Below are 18565 nucleotides of genomic sequence, written 5' to 3' on the forward strand. Positions count from 1 at the left end.
GATTCGTTAGGTGTCAGCTCACACATCCAGCAGAATACGCGCCGGGTCCTCAAGCATGTCCTTGATCGCTACAAGGAACTGCACCGCTTCCTTGCCATCCACCATGCGGTGGTCGTAGGACAGCGCAAGGTACATCATCGGGCGGATTTTCACCTTGCCATTGACCGCCATCGGGCGCTCCTGAATTTTGTGCATACCCAAAATAGCGGTTTGGGGCGGGTTCAGGATCGGCGTAGACAACAGCGAGCCGAAGATGCCGCCGTTGGTGATGGTAAAGGTGCCACCGGTCATATCTTCAATTGCAAGCTTGCCATCTTTGGCCTTGGTGCCGTACTCGACGATTTTTTTCTCGATATCAGCCAGACCCAGCGCATCAACATCGCGAACAACAGGAACAACCAATCCACGCTCGGTAGATACAGCCACGCCAATATCCTGGTAGCCGTGGTAAACCATGTCGTTGCCGTCGATCGATGCGTTAACAGCGGGGAAACGCTTCAACGCTTCTGTGGCGGCCTTGGCGAAGAAGGACATAAAACCCAGCTTGATGTCATGACGCTTAACAAAGCTGTCCTGGTACGCCTTGCGCAGCTCCATGATCGGGCCCATATCGACCTCGTTGAAGGTCGTAAGCATAGCTGCTGTTTGCTGAGCATTAACCAGGCGCTTGGCAATACTGGCACGCAGGCGCGTCATCGGCACGCGCTTTTCAGGACGCTCACCAGCGGCCACGTTTACCTCAGGCACTGCAGACGGTGCAGCTGCTTTTGCAGAACCGCCAGAGGCCTTGGAAGTATCCACATGGTTCTGAACGTCTTCTTTCGTAACACGCCCGTCTTTTCCAGTTCCCTTTACGGTAGCCGGATCAACATTATTTTCGTCAGCCAACTTACGCGCGGCAGGGCTCAGAATCGCGTCACCTGAATCCTGACTTTGCTCAGTTTTGGCTTCATCTTTTTCAGAAGCGGCGCTGCTGGCTTTGCTATCCGACGAGCCAGAGTCACCCACAGCGCCCGCTTTGAATTTACCAATAACTTCACCGCTCTCGACGGTGTCGCCTTCACCTTTAAGAATTTCCTCGATTACGCCGTCTGCAGGTGCGACAACTTCGAGAACCACTTTGTCGGTTTCAATATCGACAATCAGGTCGTCACGCGAACAGGCTTCGCCAGGCTGTTTGTGCCAGGTCGCGACGGTACCCTCTGCGACCGACTCCGGGAATACGGGGGCTTTAATCTCAGTAGACATTACAGTTCCTTAGTTCGGTAGCTCGTCAGATTTCAAACGCGTCGTTAACAAGTTTTTTCTGTTCTTCAATATGCACAGACATGTGCCCTGCCGCCGGAGCAGCGGAAGCCTGTCGGCCGGCATACTGAAGGTACAGCTTCGGGTTCAGACGTTGCAGCGCATTTCGCATATGGTGCTGACTGCAATACCAGGCACCCTGGTTCATTGGCTCTTCCTGGCACCAGACAACATGCTTGAGCTTGGGATACTGCGCCAAAGTTTCATCCAGGTCTTCACCGGGGAACGGATAAAGCTGCTCAATGCGTACGAGGGCAACGTCGTCTCGCTCTTCGGTTTTCTTCTTCTCCAGCAAGTCATAATAGACCTTGCCACTGCAAAGAATAACTCGAGTAACCTTTTTTGCTTCAGGCAAATCTTTCTCAGGAAGTACCGTCTGGAAGGTTCCTGAGGTCAGATCTTCCAGATCCGAGGTGGCTTCCTTGTGGCGCAACAGGCTCTTGGGCGTGATTGCGATCAAGGGCTTGCGCAGCGGGCGCTTAACCTGACGGCGCAGCATGTGGAAGACCTGCGAAGGCGTTGTAGGCACGCATACCTGAATGTTGTGCTCTGCGGAAAGCTGGAGGAATCGCTCAAGGCGGGCAGAGCTATGCTCTGGCCCCTGCCCCTCATAGCCGTGAGGCAGCAACAGGGTTAGCCCGCACAGGCGACCCCACTTGTGCTCACCACTGGTAAGGAATTGGTCAATGACCACTTGTGCACCATTGGCGAAGTCACCAAACTGGGCTTCCCAGATCACCAGCGCATTAGGCGCAGTCGTCGCGTAGCCATATTCGAACGCCATCACTGCTTCTTCAGAAAGCAGGGAGTCATAAATTTCGAACTTGGGCTGGTCTTCAGAAAGCTGAGCCAGCGCAATATGCCGCGAGCCGTCTTTCTGGTTATGCAACACTGCATGGCGGTGCGAGAAGGTTCCACGGCCAACATCCTGTCCGGTCAAGCGGATTGGATGCCCTTCATTCAGCAAAGTCGCATAGGCCATGATCTCTGCATAACCCCAGTTCATGGGCAGGGCACCGGCCGTCATTTTGTCACGGTCAGTAACAATCTTGGATACCTGACGCTGAACGCTGAACCCTTCCGGTACTTGGGTTAATTTCTTACCCAGCTTCTGGATGGTTTTCAATGGCACACTGGATTTGCATTTGGCAGTCCATGCGTGGCCAAGATACGGAGCCCAATCAACATAGAGGTCTTTATTGGGTTCTTTTACCAGAGACTTGACCACGTGCTCGCCGTTATCCAGCGCATCACGGTACTCATTCTCCATCTGCTTGACTTCATCTTCTGTCACCACACCGGCAGCAACCAGCTTTTCTGCATAAATAGTGCGTGTGGTTTTCAGTTTGCGAATCTTTTGGTACATCATCGGCTGGGTTGCAGCAGGCTCATCCGCCTCGTTGTGCCCGCGGCGACGATAACAAACCAGATCGATAACCACGTCACCCTTGAACTCGTTACGATAGTCCATCGCCATTTGAGTCACAAAAACAACCGCGTCAGGATCATCGGCGTTCACATGCAGTATCGGCGCCTGAACCATCTTCGCGATGTCGGTGCAATACTCAGTAGAACGTGCGTCTTCCTGTTTGCTGGTGGTAAAGCCAACTTGGTTATTGATAACTATATGGATGGTGCCGCCCACCCCGAAACCACGGGTCTGGGACATCTGGAAGGTTTCCATTACCACGCCCTGGCCGGCAAACGCCGCATCACCGTGCATGATAACCGGAACAACCTGATTGCCTTCGGTATCGGAACGACGTGTCTGGCGGGCACGAACCGACCCCTCAACCACTGGAGATACTATTTCCAGGTGAGATGGGTTGAAGGCCATAGCCAGGTGCACTTCTCCACCTTCGGTCATAACGTTGGACGAAAAGCCCTGGTGATACTTAACATCGCCAGAACCGGAATCGGCCAGCCTTTTGCCTTCAAATTCGTCAAACAGCTCTTTGGGGTTTTTGCCCAAGGTGTTGACCAGAATGTTCAGCCGGCCACGGTGAGCCATACCCAGAACAATTTCCTTGGCACCGTAATGGCCGGCACGCTGGATAAGTTCGTCCATGCAGGGAATGAGGCTTTCACCACCCTCAAGACCAAAACGCTTAACGCCGGGATAGCGGGAGCCGAGATATTTCTCCAGGCCTTCAGCCGCTGTCAGGCGCTCAAGAATGTGGGTACGGGTAGCGGCTTCGAAACCGGGTTCAGAACGAACCGGCTCCATACGCTGCTGAAACCAGCGCTTGATGCGGGTATCAACAACATGCATGTATTCAGCGCCGATGCTTCCGCAGTATGTCTTGCGGAGACCATCGTAAATATCGCCAAGTTTCATGGTGTCAGAACCGAAGCTCAGGGAACCAGTCTGGAACTCCAGATCAAGGTCTGACTCGGACAAATCATGAAACGAAAGATCAAGATCTTCTACCTTGGGACGATTCCAAACGCCAAGCGGATCAAGCTTTGCTTCCTGGTGACCACGGAAACGGTATGCGTTGATTAGCTGAAGAACACGAATCTGCTTTTTATCAGCATCAGACGTAACGCCTGCTGGCACGCTGTTAGTCGTGAGGAAACGCTGATTGCGGGAGATGTGTTCAAACTGTTCCCGGATCGAAGAGTGAATAACGTCGCGGCCATGATTGCCATCAACGCTTGGAAGCTTGTCAAAATAGCTACGCCACTCTTCAGGAACGGCATTAGGGTCTGTCAGGTAGGTTTCAAAAAGCTGTTCAACATAGGCCAGATTTCCACCTTGCAAGTGGGACGTCTGCCATAACTGCTCCATCATGCTTTCTTGCATTTTGAATAGCTCACCTTGGGCTGGTGCGGGGGAGCCAAGTATGGTCGGCCAGGGGTAACTGTCAGTCAATACGGGTTTTTACGGGATCGACTGTGGCCACCACACCCAACATGGATGTTTTCCGTTCCCCAATGATTTTTATACTCTGCAACGCCGCAAGAAAACCTGGTGAGTTCCCGCCACGGCTTGCGTAGTGTGCACCCGGGTAAGACCTTTGACTATAAGCCTTTGGTTGAAGGCCCCGCAAAAATGCGAGGCCTTCCGGGGTTCCAACCTGTTCAGACCAGTATAGCGCCTGTCTGAAATCTTGCCGCTTATGTAGCTCTATGCAGCAAAAGATTCCGGATGTGGCCGATTGCCCTTGTGGGGTTGAGGCCTTTCGGACATACGCTGACACAGTTCATGATGCCCCTGCAACGGAACACGCTGAACGGGTCATCAAGGTCAGCAAGACGTTCAGCTTGCGCTGTGTCGCGGCTATCCGCCAGGAAGCGGTATGCCTGCAACAGCCCCGCCGGCCCAATAAACTTGTCCGGGTTCCACCAGAACGAAGGGCAGGATGTGGAACAGCATGCACAGAGAATACACTCGTACAAACCATCCAGCTTTTCCCGATCTTCTGGTGTCTGGAGACGCTCAATGGCAGGCACAGGCGTATCGTTCACAAGGTACGGCATTACTTTTTCGTACTGCTTGTAGAACAGGCTCATGTCTACAACCAGATCGCGGATAACCGGCAAGCCTGGCAGTGGGCGCAATACCAACTTGCCATTCTTTACGACCTGCGACATCGGGGTAATACATGCCAGGCCGTTCTTGCCGTTCATGTTCATGCCATCCGAGCCACACACACCTTCACGGCATGAGCGGCGATAGGCCATGGACGAATCCTTTTCCTTGATGAGATTAAGAACATCAAGAACCATCAGATCCTTTCCTGCCGGAAGCTCGACTTCGACGTCCTGCATGTAGGGGGCGTTATCAGTTTCCGGGTTATAACGGTAAAGGCTTACCAACATAGTGTACGTTCCCCTTAGTAAGTCCGGACTTTCGGCTGGAAAGACTCGACAGTTTTAGGCGCGAAGTTAACAGCGCGCTTGCCAATACGCTTGTCCAGCGGGAAGTAGAGAGAATGCGCCAACCAGTTCTCGTCATCACGCTCGGTGAAATCGTTACGAGCATGAGCGCCCCGACTTTCTTTACGCTCGTTTGCAGCGATTGCAGTCGCCAGGGCCACTTCGAAGAGGTTGTCCAGCTCAAGTGCTTCAATGCGCGCAGTGTTGAACGCATTACTGGTGTCCGTAAGCTTGGTGTTGCGAACACGCTCACCAATGGCCTCAAGCTTCTTCAAGCCTTCTTCCATGCTCTTGCCATCGCGGAATACACCAAAGTAGAGCTGCATACAATTCTGAAGATCCTTACGAACTTCAGCAACGCTCTCACCTTCAGAAGCACTGTTCAGGCGATCCAGACGGGCCATCGCACGCTTGATATCTTCATCAGTTGCGCCATCAGTTTCAAAACCACCGCGCAACTGCTCTTCGATATGCAGGCCTGCCGCACGACCGAAAACTACCAGATCCAGAAGCGAGTTACCGCCCAGGCGGTTTGCACCGTGAACGGAAACACAAGCAGCTTCACCACAGGCAAACAGACCTGGAATGGGCTGATCATTACCATTCTCGTCTTGAGTCAGCGCTTGGCCGCCTACGTTTGTAGGAACACCGCCCATCATATAGTGACAGGTAGGAACAACCGGAACTGGCTCTTTAACAGGGTCTACGTGAGCAAATGTGCGAGACAACTCACAGATACCCGGTAGTCGCAGGTTCAGTGTTTCTTCGCCCAGATGATCCAGCTTCAGCAACACGTGATCCTTCTCGGGGCCACAGCCGCGACCCTCAAGGATTTCGATAACCATGGAGCGCGCAACAACATCACGGCCCGCAAGGTCTTTCGCGTTCGGAGCGTAGCGCTCCATAAACCGCTCGCCTTCAGAGTTGATCAGGTAGCCACCCTCACCCCGGCAACCTTCCGTTACCAGCGTACCAGCACCGTATATTCCGGTTGGGTGGAACTGCCACATTTCCATGTCCTGCATCGGGAATCCCGCGCGCAGCGCCATGCCAATACCATCGCCCGTATTAATCAGCGCGTTGGTGGTCGAAGCGTAGATACGACCAGCGCCGCCAGTTGCCAGAACCGTTGCCTTGGACTTGATGTAAGCCACTTCGCCGGTTTCAATTTCAATGGCAACAACACCAACAACTTCGTTCTTGCTGTTTTTGACCAGATCAACGGCGTACCACTCGTTCAGGAAGGTAGTGCCGCCCTTCAGGTTTGCCTGATAAAGCGTGTGCAGCAGAGCATGGCCGGTGCGGTCAGCGGCTGCGCAAGTACGTGCTGCCTGAGTCGGGTTGTCCGGACCTTTGGACTGTCCACCAAATGGACGCTGATAAATGCGCCCCTGCTCAGTACGGGAGAAAGGCAGGCCCATATGCTCAAGCTCGAAAACAGCCTGAGGCCCAACAGAGCACATGTACTCAACTGCATCCTGGTCGGCAATGTAGTCAGACCCCTTAACAGTGTCATACATGTGCCAGCGCCAGTCGTCATTGGGGTCAGCGCTTGCGATCGCACAAGTAATACCGCCCTGGGCAGATACCGTGTGCGAACGAGTTGGAAATACTTTGGTAATACACGCGGTTTTAACGCCCGACTCAGTCAACTGCAGGGCCGCTCGCATGCCGGCACCGCCGCCGCCGATTACAATTGCGTCGTAAGAGATGGTCTTAATGTTAGACATCGATCAAAGCCCCCAAATAATCTGGATTCCCCAGACCACATACACAAAACTAACCAGAATGAATGCTGCTTGAAACAGAAAGCGCTGCATTGCTGACTTGATGTAGTCGGTAGACACGGTCCAAAGCCCGACCCACGCGTGAGCGCCGATTGAAAGCAAGGCCAACAATGAAAAGATCTTGAACCACGTCTGACTGAACAAAGCCGACCAGGTTTGGTAGTCCAGTTCAGTATTTATGGCAAAAAAACCAATCAAAAACAGCGTATAAAAAGCCAGAACGTATGCAGAAACCCGCTGGATAATCCAATCCTGGATACCGTTACGGCCAATGTTGGTCACACTATTCATGCCCATACGAAAACTCCCGCCAGAACGATGAGGATAACGGAGACTGCAATTGTGATTTTTGCAGCGGCTCGCCCGCTTTCCAGCTCTTCACCAATACCCATATCCATAAGCAGATGCTTGATACCCGCAACCAGGTGATAAAGCAGAGCAGACAGAATGCCCCAGGTAATCAGCTTGGCAAGGAAGCTGTTCAGCAGTTCACTGACCTGACTGAAGCCTTCTTCCCCTGAAAGGGAAAGCTGGAGTCCGTAGAGCATGAACGCAACACCAACAAAAATGATGATGCCGCTGATGCGGTGCAATATGGACGTAATGGCTGGCAGCGGAAAATGAAACGTGCCGAGATCGAGATTTACTGGTCGTTTGCTATTCACAGCGCTCTCACACTCTCTTTTGGTGCCGCAGAACCGGCAAGCCGGCGGCGGTTAGTTGGTATGTAACGATCGAATGTTGAATACGATATCGACAGACGATTGGTTCAGGAGGGTGAGCACCAACAAGGTAGCTTGCTACGCACAAGCATCCGTGAAGATGGATCCCCAATTCCGGGCTAGGGATTATAAGGAGACGCCCGTATAATTACAAACGCGCAACACACGCCTAAGCCGCGTGAGCACTGTAGCAGAGCAAGCTATTAAGCGTATTGACAAATGCTTTTTTCCATCCGAGGCCGCATTATTCGTGATATCCCTGATTTACAGCAAAGGGATGATCGTAATGTTTCCTTACTCTTTCATTGACAAAAAAAGCCAACGCCCTATATTTTGCCGCCAGTTTTGCGATAATACGCGCCTTCTCGCGCAACTATAAAGACAGCTAGCACTGTCAAAGCTGATAAACAGGAGAGCACTATGACCGACAGGAAAGCCACGCTCTCGGTGGGGAATGAGTCCATTGAGCTACCGATTTATTCCGGCACCGTTGGACCTGACGTTATCGACGTTAGAGGCCTAGTCCAGAATGGCGTTTTCACTTACGACCCGGGCTTTGTCTCTACGGCCGCCTGTGAGTCTGCTATCACTTACATCGATGGCGACGAAGGTGTTCTACTGCACCGGGGCTATCCAATCGAGCAGCTCGCAGAGCATTCAGATTACCTTGAGGTCTGCTACCTGCTGCTGAAAGGCGAACTGCCAACTGCCGAAGATAACAAGCAGTTCCACGAAACAATCAAAAAGCACACCATGCTGCATGACCAGATGCGCAATTTCTTCCATGGCTTCCGCCGTGATGCGCACCCTATGGCCATTATGTGTGGTGTAGTCGGCGCCCTGTCTGCGTTCTACCATGACCAGATGGATGTCACCGACCCAAAACAAAGGGAAATCACAGCCCATCGCCTGATTGCCAAGATGCCAACAATTGCGGCTTGGTGTTACAAATATTCCAAGGGCGAACCGTTCATGTATCCGCGCAATGACCTGTCATATGCAGAGAACTTTCTGCAGATGATGTTCGGCACGCCGTGCGAAGAATACAAGCCGAACCCGGTTCTTGGGAAAGCGATGGACAAGATATTCATTCTTCACGCTGACCATGAACAGAATGCCTCCACATCAACTGTGCGACTGGCAGGCTCTTCCGGCGCCAACCCTTACGCCTGTATCGCTTCAGGCATTGCGGCTCTCTGGGGCCCCGCGCACGGCGGCGCTAACGAGGCTGTTCTGGATATGCTTGCGGAAATTGGCGACGTATCCAACATCGATGCGTTTATTGCCAGAGCTAAAGACAAAGATGATCCTTTCCGACTGATGGGCTTTGGGCACAGGGTTTATAAAAACTTCGACCCGCGCGCCAAGGTTATGGCCGAAACTGCGCACGAAGTCTTGAGCGAGCTCGGGCTGGAAAACGACCCTCTTCTGAAGATCGCCCAGCGTCTTGAGCAAATCGCCCTGGAAGATGAATACTTCGTCAAGCGCAAGCTTTACCCGAACGTAGATTTCTATTCAGGCATCATTCTGAAGGCAATCGGGATCCCGACATCCATGTTTACGGTAATCTTTGCCATGGCGCGGACAATCGGCTGGTTCTCCCACTGGAACGAAATGGTCAGCGGTGACTATCGCATTGGCCGCCCACGCCAGCTGTACACTGGCTCTCCAGCACGGGACTACCCAAAAAAATAAGTCCTGCCTGTCGTAATGCCCAAAAGGCCGCTGATTCAGCGGCCTTTTTTATTCCTTTAATTAACGTGTCTTATCGCCTGCAATCTGTTGACGCTGTGCTAAGTTAAGCTCCAGAACTCTACAAGGAGAAACCAATGACAACCGCAACCTTTATCGGTCTTGGCGTTATGGGCTATCCCATGGCAGGCCATCTGGCCGAAGCCGGCATTACCGTTCGGGTATGGAATCGCTCAACGGACAAATCGGTTCAGTGGGCCAGGGATTACCCGGGAACCGCCTGTCAGACCATAGAAGAAGCCGTCAAAGACGCTGATTTTGTAATGACCTGTGTTGGTGCCGACAAGGACCTGATTACGGTTTATGAAGGCGAGAGTGGCATTCTGGCGCACGCAAAGCACGGTGCCGTGCTTGTGGACCACACCACTGCTTCTGCCGGCGTAGCTGAGACGCTTGCCGCGGCTGCAGGCAGGGTTGGTATGGGCTTTATCGACGCACCAGTGTCAGGAGGTCAACAGGGTGCCCAGAAGGGACAGCTTACCATTATGTGCGGCGGCTCAGATGAAGACTACTCGAAAGCTCAGCCGCTACTGCAGCACTACGCCAGAGCCCTGAATCTTATGGGCCCTGCAGGAAGCGGCCAAAAAACGAAAATGGTCAACCAGATTGCCATTGCCGGTTTGGTACAAGGACTATCGGAAGCTCTTCATTTTGCCGAACAGGCAAATCTGGATGTTAAAAAAGTCGTTGACGTCATTTCCAAGGGCGCCGCACAGTCCTGGCAAATGGAAAACCGCTCAGGAACCATGATTGACGGTGAATTTGATCATGGATTTGCAGTTGACTGGATGCGAAAAGATCTCGGCATATGCCTCGATGAAGCACGCAAGGTGAACGCCTCGCTACCGGTTACAGCCCTGGTAGACCAGTTTTATGGCGACGTTCAGGAGATGGGCGGTAAACGCTGGGATACGTCGTCACTTATTCAAAGATTGCGGAAATTCAGATAAGCCTAAAAAGAACTCAGCCAAATCAAAAAAGGCCAGAGCTTGCGCTCTGACCTTTTTTCTTATTGGCCTGACCAGCCTTGATTATCTTTTTACTTTTCCCGGGGCTGCCATTTTCCGTTCACATACCATGCAGACCAGCCCGTAGCCTTACCGTCTTTTTCCGTCATCACATACTGCTCTTTGGTTTTGCGACTATAACGGATGACAGTCGGATTGCCCTCAGGATCACGCTCTGGCGCCTCCATCAGATAATCGTGTTTCGGATCTATTTCCTCACGATGCGGCTTAATCTCCATAACCAGAGGTGGCCGAGTCTCACGGTTTTTCGGGAACTTGCTAGCCGCCAAAAACATTCCTGATGCGCCATCACGCAGCACATAGGTATCATCGACTTTCTGACACTTCAGCTCTGGCATTGGTACCGGGTCCATTTTGGGTGGCGCCGGCTCCCCACTCTTTAACAGTTTGCGGGTATTCTTACAGGTGTCGCTCATGCACCCGAAATACTTACCAAAGCGCCCGGTTTTGAGCTGCATCTCAGAACCGCACTTGTCACACTCAAGCGTGGGGCCGTCGTAGCCCTTAATCCGGAAAGTGCCCTCTTCCACTTCATACCCGGCACAGTCGGGATTATTACCGCAAACGTGGAGCTTACGGGTTTCATCCACCAGATAACTGTCCATGGCCGTTGCACAAATAGGGCAACGTCGTTTTTTACGCAGCAGCCGGGTCTCGCCCTCGCCCTCAACATCATCATCAGCACTAACAACTTCATCACCTGACACCAGGTTGATGGTTGTTTTACAGCGTTCTTTCGGCGGCAACGAATATCCGGAACAGCCCAGAAACACACCCGTACTTGCAACACGAATCTGCATATTACGCGCACAGGTTGGGCAGGGAATATTGGTTTCGGTCGGGTCGTTCGGGCGCATACCGCCTTCACCATCAGCCGTTTCAGCAGACTCCAGCTGCTGACGGAAGTTGGCATAGAAGTCGTTAAGAACCTTTTTCCATTCCACATCGCCTAAAGCAATGCGGTCAAGATCACCTTCCATCTTGGCGGTAAAATCGAAGTCCATGAGGTTGGAAAACGACTCGCACAGGCGATCCGTGACTATCTCACCCATTTTTTCAGCGTAGAAGCGACGGTTTTGCAGACGCACGTAGCCACGATCCTGAATGGTCGAGATGATCGATGCGTATGTGGATGGCCGACCAATACCCTGCTTTTCAAGCTCTTTAACCAGGCTTGCTTCCGTATAGCGAGGCGCTGGCTTGGTAAAGTGCTGGCTTGGCTCGAGCTTTTCGAGACTCAGAGACTCACCTACCTTGATGTCTGGCAGGGCAACGTCTTCTTCTTTCTTGGCCGACTGAGGGGCCACCTTCAGAAAACCTTCAAACTTGATAATGCGACCACGGGTACGCAGTTCGTAATCGCCGTTAGCCACTACGATAGAGGTGCTAAGGAATTCGGCCTCAGACATCTGGCAGGCAACAAACTGACGCCAGATGAGGTCATAGAGCTTCTCAGCGTCTTTTTCCAAGCCACTGATTGCCGCGGCCTTGCGAGACACCTCTGTAGGACGAATGGCCTCGTGCGCTTCCTGAGCCCCTTCTTTGCTGCCATAAACTTTGGGCTTCTCAGGCAAATAACGATTACCAAACTGATCCTTGATGAACTCCCGGCAGCTATTAATCGCGTCCTGACTCAAGTTGGTAGAGTCGGTACGCATATAGGTGATGTAACCTGCCTCATACAGCCGCTGTGCCAGCATCATGGTTTTCTTGACACTGAACCCAAGGCGGTTACTTGCAGCCTGCTGTAGCGTTGAGGTAATAAAAGGTGCGCCCGGGCGAGACCTGGTTGGTTTGTCTTCCCGCTTGGCCACCTCAAAGGCGCCAGCCTTCAGGCGCTCTACGTGCTCATTGCTTTGCTGCTCGTTAACCGGACGATAAGGCTTGCCGTCGTAGCGGGTAACCTCAAACCGAACCGGCTGCGCAGCGGCCTTGGCACCAAGCCCGGCAAACAACTGCCAATATTCCTCCGGTACAAACACCCGGATATCCCGCTCCCGCTCCGCAATCAAACGTACAGCCACTGACTGAACACGGCCTGCAGACAGCCCGCGGGCGAGTTTGGCCCACAATAGCGGCGACACCATGTAACCAACAACCCGGTCGAGAAAGCGACGAGCCTGCTGAGCGTTCACCTGATTCGTATCGAGACTTCCCGGGTTTTCAAATGCTTCCTGAATGGCACGCTTGGTGATCTCGTTAAACACCACACGGCGGTATTTTTCAGGCTCGCCACCAATGGCTTGCTTCAGGTGCCAGGCAATAGCCTCCCCTTCGCGGTCAAGATCCGTTGCGAGGTAAATGTGGTCGGCATTTTTTGCGAGACGCTTGAGCTCACTAACAACCTTTTCCTTGCCAGGAAGGACTTCGTATCGGGCACTCCAGTCATTGTCTGGATCAACCCCCATACGAGCAACCAATTGCTCCCGTGCCTTGCGCTTTTTATGCACAATCTTGTCTTCAGGGCTGAGCTTGCGCGTAAGCGCCGCCTGCCTGGCACGTTCTTTCGGATCAGACTGGGACCCACTGCCACTAACTGGCAGATCACGAATGTGCCCAACGCTGGACTTTACGATGAAGTCAGAACCCAGGTACTTGTTAATGGTCTTCGCTTTCGCTGGTGACTCGACAATTACGAGACTTTTACCCATATCGGAGATCTGTATCCTTGGCGATAAATCGGTCGACATACAAGCAGACCGTAAACTCGCTGTAAAATCAATCGGCTGGAAAAACTATAGAAGCCGCCATTATGTATAGGCTCACTGTTTTACAGTGTCAGGAATAGCAAGACAACCCATTCTTTGTTTCAGTCATGCATTTTTCAAGTTTTAGAGAAGCACTCTGCACCCACCCTGAAACAAGAAAGGCCCGGCGAATGCCGGGCCTCCCATGAAAGCGTTACTGAACCCGCTTAACGGATTACAGGCGCTCCCAGACCGTCGCAATACCCTGGCCTAGGCCGATACACATGGTGGATACACCAAGCTTACCGCCTTTAGCCTGCATTACGTTCAGCAGAGTGGTAGAGATACGGGCACCAGAGCAGCCCAGCGGATGCCCAAGAGCAATCGCGCCGCCGTTCAGGTTAACCTTCTCTTCCATCACACCCAGCAGTTTCAGGTCTTTCAACACTGGCAAAGACTGACCAGCAAAGGCTTCGTTCAGTTCCCAGAAGTCGATATCTTCAACTTTCAGGCCTGCACGCTTAAGTGCCTTTTTGGTTGCCGGTACAGGGCCATAGCCCATGATTGCGGGATCACATCCAGCAACGGCCATGCTGCGAATCTTCGCCATCGGCTTCAGACCCAGTGCTTCTGCACGCTCTGCAGACATCAGGACCATAGCAGAGGCACCGTCTGTCAGCTGAGAAGAAGTACCCGCCGTTACCGTACCGTTCTTTGGATCAAAAGCCGGTCTAAGCTGGCCCAGTGACTCCACGGTGGTGTCGGGACGAATAGTCTCGTCATGCTCAATCAGCACCTTAAAGCCATTCTCGTCGTGACCTTCAACAGGCACGATTTCGTTCTTGAAACGGCCTTCGAGGGTCGCTTCATGGGCTAGACGATGTGAGCGAGCACCAAACTCATCCTGCTGTTGGCGGGTAATGCCGTGCATTTTTGCCAGCATCTCTGCTGTCAGGCCCATCATGTTCGAGGCTTTAGCAGTGTATTTGGAAGCAGCCGGGTTATGGTCGAAACCTTCCGTCATGGGTACGTGGCCCATGTGCTCCACGCCACCAACCACAAACACATCACCGTTGCCGGTCATGATGGCTTGGGCTGCTGTATGGATTGCACTCATGGCAGAACCACACAGACGGTTAACAGTCTGGGCTGCAGACTCATGAGGGATACGGGTCAGCACAGAAATCTGCCGCGCCACGTTAAAGCCCTGCTCCTTGGTCTGGTTTACACAGCCCCAAATCACATCTTCAACTTCTTTCGGGTCGAGCTTCGGGTTACGCTCGAAAAGAGCATCGATCAGCGTAGCCGACAGGGTTTCCGCACGCACATGGCGGAAACAACCATTTTTGGCACGACCCATCGGAGTCCGCACGCAATCGACGACGACAACGTCTCTCGGATTAAGGCTCATAGATCTTTCTCCGTTCGGAAATCTCGTTCAGGGTTAACCAAAGAACTTTTTGCCAGTCTTGGCCATTTCACGCAGCTTATCGGTCGGATGGTACAAAGGACCAAGATCTGCATACTTGTCTGCCAGTTCAACGAACTTGTCGACACCCATGTCGTCGATATAACGCAGGGCGCCTCCACGGAACGGCGGGAAGCCGATACCGAAGATCAGACCCATATCGGCATCAGCCGGGTCTTCAACAATGCCATCTTCCAGGCAGCGAACGGTTTCAAGGCACAATGGAATCATCATGCGAGCAATGATGTCTTCATCGCTGAACTCGTTCTTACCCTGAACAACCGGCTCAAGCAGCTTGTAGGTCTCTTCATCGACAACCTTCTTCTGCTTGCCCTTGCGGTCCAGTTCGTACTTGTAGAAACCAACATCATTCTTCTGACCGTAACGGTTGTTTTCAAACATTACGTCAATTGCAGTGGTTTCTGCATGCTTCATACGATCCGGGAAGCCGTCAGCCATTACTTCACCAGCGTGCTTGCCGGTATCCATGCCAACAACGTCCAGCAGATATGCCGGGCCCATCGGCCAGCCGAACTTTTCCATAACCTTATCGACTTTCTGGAAGTCGGCGCCGTCGCGTACCAGACCAACAAAACCGCCAAAGTAAGGGAACAGAACGCGGTTAACCAGGAAGCCCGGGCAATCGTTTACAACGATTGGAGTCTTACCCATTGCCTTGGCGTAAGCCACAGTGGTTGCGATAGCGCGATCACTGGTCTTCTTACCACGGATAACCTCAACCAGCGGCATCATGTGTACCGGGTTGAAGAAGTGCATACCGCAGAAGTTTTCCGGACGCTTCAGGTTCTTGGCTAGTAGGTCGATGGAAATGGTCGAGGTGTTAGACGTCAGGATGGCGTCTTCACGAACCGCATCTTCTACTTCACGCAGAACTGCATCTTTAACTTTCGGATTTTCAACAACGGCTTCAACAACCAGATCTACGTTTTTGAAATCGCCGTAGTTAAGAGTTGGAGTGATGCTGTTGAGAACGTCAGCCATCTGACCTGCGTTCATGCGGCCTTTATCGACACGCTTGGTCAGCAGTTTCTTGGCTTCATTCAGACCCAGGGTAATACCGTCCTGGTTAATGTCCTTCATGATGATCGGCGTGCCTTTCAGTGCTGACTGATAAGCTACACCACCACCCATGATACCAGCGCCCAAAACAGCAGCCAGTTTCACATCAGACGCTTCTTTTTCCCACGCCTTGGCTTTCTTCTTCAGTTCCTGATCGTTCAGGAACAAGCCTACCAGGCAAGCTGCAACGTTGGTCTTCGCCATTTTGGCAAAGCCTTTCGCTTCAACTTCAATCGCCTTATCGCGAGTCATGCCGGCGTGCTTCTGCATCACCTTGATAGCTTCTACTGGTGCAGGGTAGTTTTTACCCGCTTTGCCACCAACAAACGCCTTGGAGATCTCAAATGCCATCATGCTTTCCATGGCATTCAACTTGATCTTGCCTTTTTTCTCTTCGCGACGCGCTTCGTGGTCAAGCTTGCCTTCGTTGCACTGGTTAATAATGGCAACAGCAGCCTCAACGAGCTTTTCTGGCTCAACGACGGCGTCAACAGCGCCTGTCTTCAAAGCCACGTCGGCACGGTTTTCTGCACCGCCACAAATCCACTCTACGGCGTTATCCACACCCACAAGGCGGGACAGGCGAACAGTACCGCCAAAGCCAGGGAAAATACCCAGCTTAACTTCTGGCAGGCCTACTTTTGCCTTGGGAGCCATAACCCGGAAGTCTGTAGCCAGGCACATTTCAAAACCGCCACCCAGCGCAATGCCGTTAATAGCTGTTACGGTCGGGAACGGCAGATCTTCTACCGCACTGAAAATGGCATTAGCCTTCAGGTTGTTGGCAACCAGATCCTCTTCGGAACCGGCAAACAGATCAGTAAACTCTGTAATGTCGGCACCAACAATGAAACTGTCTTTGGAACTGGTTACTACCAGGCCCTTGAGTTTCTTCTGTGCTTTAAGTGCATCAGTCGCGGCGTGGAGCTCTTCAATGGTAAGACGGTTGAACTTGTTTACCGACTCGCCTTGCAAGTCGAAGTCCAACTGAGCGATCCCGCCTTCGATCTCTTTAACCGTGATGGCTTTACCTTCGTAAATCATCAACTGATCTCCAGTCTGTGTTTGGAACTGCCTCCAACTCTGAACGGCCTCGCTTGAGGAGTCGTCAGAGCTGTTTGATGCAGCGAGATTTCTGTCACTGCCCGATCAAACGACTAAAAATTCATACAGTCGTTTGAATCGTGAGGGCACACGATGTGAAAAAACAGCACGTTTGTCAATTTGTTTCTTTGTGATCAGACGCAACATGCGGAAATAACACCTACATTACGAGCCAGTATGCTTATCTATCAAGGCTTTACAAGCCAGTACAGAGAATGCACCTGAACTTCGCGATGCAAATTTCAAAGATATTTACATTTCCCGAATCCCGGGCCCGCAAAACTGCTTGATTGGCCGGGAAACTTACTTTACCTTCGATCTACGACTTTCGTACACAATAATAAACGCTTTACGGAGAATCCGTCCGATGAAATCCACCTACCTGGGCGCTCGCGCCTCTATGGTTGCCTCACTGTTTCTGTTTTTGCTCACATCCATGAACGTAAAGGCACAGGAGTCTGACGACTTCCTCGCCCAGCTACATAACTTCCGCGTAAGCAATTATGTCGCGCTTGACGCCTACTACCGTTTTATCGGATCCGGCAGCACCAATACCTTGAACGAGATTGTGGCGGGTATCAACTCAGCCAACGACGCCATGAACCTCGTTACGAGCAACACAGGTGGCGGACTATCCAATGAGCAACTTGAAGAGCTCAACAGCCAGTTCGATAAATTCAAAAACCTGATGCGCGACAACATAAACGATGTCCGGACAACTGGTTATCCGGACTTGCGGCTAGTTTCAGACATGGCCAACCAGGCGCTGGAAATGAACAGCAAGGCATCCGAACTCTACCAGATTGCCCAGGAAACCTCGAAGACACAAACAAGTCCACGGGTAGAAGCAGCCCGGATGGGAGCAGTCGTCATCGCCCAGATGATGGCCAAGTACTCGGTTCGCACCAACTCTTCGGTTGCTCAAATATTTCAAGGCTCTGCCCTCGAAACGTCACTTGATGATCAGGCTAAAGAATTCGACATGCTGCTTGAAACAATGAGTACAGGCGAAAGCAAAGAAGAGCTGAGTGAACTTTTGAGCGATGTAAATGCAAAATGGCAGTTCATCCGGGGCTCTTATATCAACTACAACGAAAACAACGTGGGTTTTGTAATCGACCGGTATTCCAAACGCATTCTCGAAAGCCTGTCTTCCGTTATCTCTTTGCTCCAGCAAAACGCCTGAGCAGCACCGGAGCCCTTCCCCCGGTCGGGCTCGCGTATTATGCTGTAGGAAAGCCGATACAAAAGGAGTTAGGGATGTCTGCATACAAAAAGATGCTGGTTGCTATCGATCTTACCGAAGAAGCACCTCAGGTTCTGGAAAAAGCAAAGATCATGAGCGAAGCTCACGGTGCCAGCCTTGTTCTGGTGCACGTTGTGGAGCCAGTGGGGTATGCCTATGGCGGAGATATTCCAATGGACCTTACCGAGCTTCAAACTCAGCTCGATAAGGCCGCCCGGGAACAGCTTGCTGCATACGGTGCTCAGTATGGCGTTGATAAAACCAACCAGATTGTAACTGTGGGCCGGCCGGAATCGGAGATACACCGCTTGGTCAAAGAACAGGCTGCAGACCTGGTGATTGTGGGAAGCCACGGACGGAAGGGTTTCCAGCTGCTACTGGGCTCCACTGCAAATGGCGTTTTGCATGGCACAGAGTGCGACGTTTTAGCGATCAGAATTCGCTAAGTCGCCCTGCAACATCCAGCTTTAAAGAAAAGCCCGGGGCAATTCCTTGCCACCGGGC

General features: G+C 52.2%; 13 protein-coding genes. 4 read left to right on the forward strand and 9 right to left on the reverse strand.

The window, feature by feature from the left end:
* Positions 1-18 precede the first annotated feature (18 nt).
* From odhB to sdhC, 6 genes are all read right to left on the reverse strand, one after another.
* The gene (gene odhB / locus FE848_RS16540) at positions 19-1248 is read right to left on the reverse strand and encodes a 2-oxoglutarate dehydrogenase complex dihydrolipoyllysine-residue succinyltransferase (RefSeq protein WP_200204957.1); all 1230 of its coding nucleotides are present in this window, start codon (positions 1246-1248) and stop codon (positions 19-21) included.
* Between the two features lie 25 nt (positions 1249-1273).
* Complete coding sequence (locus tag FE848_RS16545; RefSeq protein WP_200204958.1) at positions 1274-4111, reverse strand: 2-oxoglutarate dehydrogenase E1 component; 2838 nt, start codon at positions 4109-4111, stop codon at positions 1274-1276.
* A gap of 314 nt (positions 4112-4425) precedes the next feature.
* Positions 4426-5130 carry a succinate dehydrogenase iron-sulfur subunit gene (locus FE848_RS16550; RefSeq protein ID WP_200204959.1) on the reverse strand — a complete coding sequence of 235 codons (705 nt, stop codon included), beginning with the start codon at positions 5128-5130 and terminating at the stop codon, positions 4426-4428.
* Positions 5131-5144: 14 nt separating this feature from the next.
* Positions 5145-6917, reverse strand: coding sequence for a succinate dehydrogenase flavoprotein subunit (gene sdhA / locus FE848_RS16555; RefSeq protein WP_200204960.1), 1773 nt, complete (start codon positions 6915-6917; stop codon positions 5145-5147).
* A gap of 3 nt (positions 6918-6920) precedes the next feature.
* Positions 6921-7271: a succinate dehydrogenase, hydrophobic membrane anchor protein gene (sdhD, locus tag FE848_RS16560; RefSeq protein ID WP_227715416.1), complete on the reverse strand. Its 351-nt coding sequence runs from the start codon at positions 7269-7271 to the stop codon at positions 6921-6923.
* Positions 7262-7639 (reverse strand): succinate dehydrogenase, cytochrome b556 subunit, encoded by a 378-nt coding sequence (gene sdhC, locus FE848_RS16565; RefSeq protein WP_200204961.1) that lies wholly within the window; start codon positions 7637-7639, stop codon positions 7262-7264. Before sdhC ends, sdhD begins: the two co-directional genes overlap by 10 nt.
* A gap of 477 nt (positions 7640-8116) precedes the next feature.
* Between sdhC and gltA the strand changes: the two genes are divergently transcribed.
* Together gltA and FE848_RS16575 are read left to right on the forward strand one after the other, a co-directional pair.
* Positions 8117-9391, forward strand: coding sequence for a citrate synthase (gltA, locus tag FE848_RS16570; protein WP_200204962.1), 1275 nt, complete (start codon positions 8117-8119; stop codon positions 9389-9391).
* Between the two features lie 134 nt (positions 9392-9525).
* Positions 9526-10398, forward strand: a complete 873-nt coding sequence (locus FE848_RS16575) for an NAD(P)-dependent oxidoreductase (protein ID WP_200204963.1) — start codon at positions 9526-9528, stop codon at positions 10396-10398.
* An 89-nt stretch (positions 10399-10487) separates the two neighbouring features.
* Here the strand turns inward: FE848_RS16575 and topA are convergent, their stop codons facing one another.
* The 3 genes from topA to fadB all read right to left on the reverse strand — a co-directional run bounded on the left by topA (position 10488) and on the right by fadB (position 16755).
* The gene (gene topA / locus FE848_RS16580) at positions 10488-13127 is read right to left on the reverse strand and encodes a type I DNA topoisomerase (RefSeq protein WP_200204964.1); all 2640 of its coding nucleotides are present in this window, start codon (positions 13125-13127) and stop codon (positions 10488-10490) included.
* Positions 13128-13398: 271 nt separating this feature from the next.
* Positions 13399-14574, reverse strand: a complete 1176-nt coding sequence (gene fadA / locus FE848_RS16585) for an acetyl-CoA C-acyltransferase FadA (RefSeq protein WP_200204965.1) — start codon at positions 14572-14574, stop codon at positions 13399-13401.
* Between the two features lie 33 nt (positions 14575-14607).
* Positions 14608-16755 (reverse strand): fatty acid oxidation complex subunit alpha FadB, encoded by a 2148-nt coding sequence (gene fadB, locus FE848_RS16590; RefSeq protein WP_200204966.1) that lies wholly within the window; start codon positions 16753-16755, stop codon positions 14608-14610.
* Between the two features lie 427 nt (positions 16756-17182).
* Here fadB and FE848_RS16595 point away from each other — a divergent pair, with 427 nt between their 5' ends.
* A complete protein-coding gene (locus FE848_RS16595; RefSeq protein ID WP_200204967.1) occupies positions 17183-18001 on the forward strand; it encodes a hypothetical protein in 819 nt (272 codons plus the stop codon).
* Positions 18002-18075: 74 nt separating this feature from the next.
* Positions 18076-18507: a universal stress protein gene (locus FE848_RS16600; RefSeq protein ID WP_200204968.1), complete on the forward strand. Its 432-nt coding sequence runs from the start codon at positions 18076-18078 to the stop codon at positions 18505-18507.
* Positions 18508-18565: the final 58 nt, after the last annotated feature.

Origin of the sequence: Marinobacter sp. 1-3A (assembly GCF_016597775.1) — a bacterium.
GTDB lineage: Bacteria > Pseudomonadota > Gammaproteobacteria > Pseudomonadales > Oleiphilaceae > Marinobacter > Marinobacter xiaoshiensis.

Bases quoted from the DNA above. Each gene is read 5' to 3' on its own strand.
- FE848_RS16600 (WP_200204968.1), top strand. From the start codon at position 18,076: ATGTCTGCATACAAAAAGATGCTGGTTGCTATCGATCTTACCGAAGAA.
- FE848_RS16575 (WP_200204963.1), top strand. From the start codon at position 9,526: ATGACAACCGCAACCTTTATCGGTCTTGGCGTTATGGGCTATCCCATG.
- topA (WP_200204964.1), bottom strand. From the start codon at position 13,127: ATGGGTAAAAGTCTCGTAATTGTCGAGTCACCAGCGAAAGCGAAGACC.
- FE848_RS16550 (WP_200204959.1), bottom strand. From the start codon at position 5,130: ATGTTGGTAAGCCTTTACCGTTATAACCCGGAAACTGATAACGCCCCC.
- fadB (WP_200204966.1), bottom strand. From the start codon at position 16,755: ATGATTTACGAAGGTAAAGCCATCACGGTTAAAGAGATCGAAGGCGGG.
- fadA (WP_200204965.1), bottom strand. From the start codon at position 14,574: ATGAGCCTTAATCCGAGAGACGTTGTCGTCGTCGATTGCGTGCGGACT.
- sdhA (WP_200204960.1), bottom strand. From the start codon at position 6,917: ATGTCTAACATTAAGACCATCTCTTACGACGCAATTGTAATCGGCGGC.
- FE848_RS16545 (WP_200204958.1), bottom strand. From the start codon at position 4,111: ATGCAAGAAAGCATGATGGAGCAGTTATGGCAGACGTCCCACTTGCAA.
- gltA (WP_200204962.1), top strand. From the start codon at position 8,117: ATGACCGACAGGAAAGCCACGCTCTCGGTGGGGAATGAGTCCATTGAG.
- FE848_RS16595 (WP_200204967.1), top strand. From the start codon at position 17,183: ATGAAATCCACCTACCTGGGCGCTCGCGCCTCTATGGTTGCCTCACTG.
- sdhD (WP_227715416.1), bottom strand. From the start codon at position 7,271: ATGGGCATGAATAGTGTGACCAACATTGGCCGTAACGGTATCCAGGAT.
- odhB (WP_200204957.1), bottom strand. From the start codon at position 1,248: ATGTCTACTGAGATTAAAGCCCCCGTATTCCCGGAGTCGGTCGCAGAG.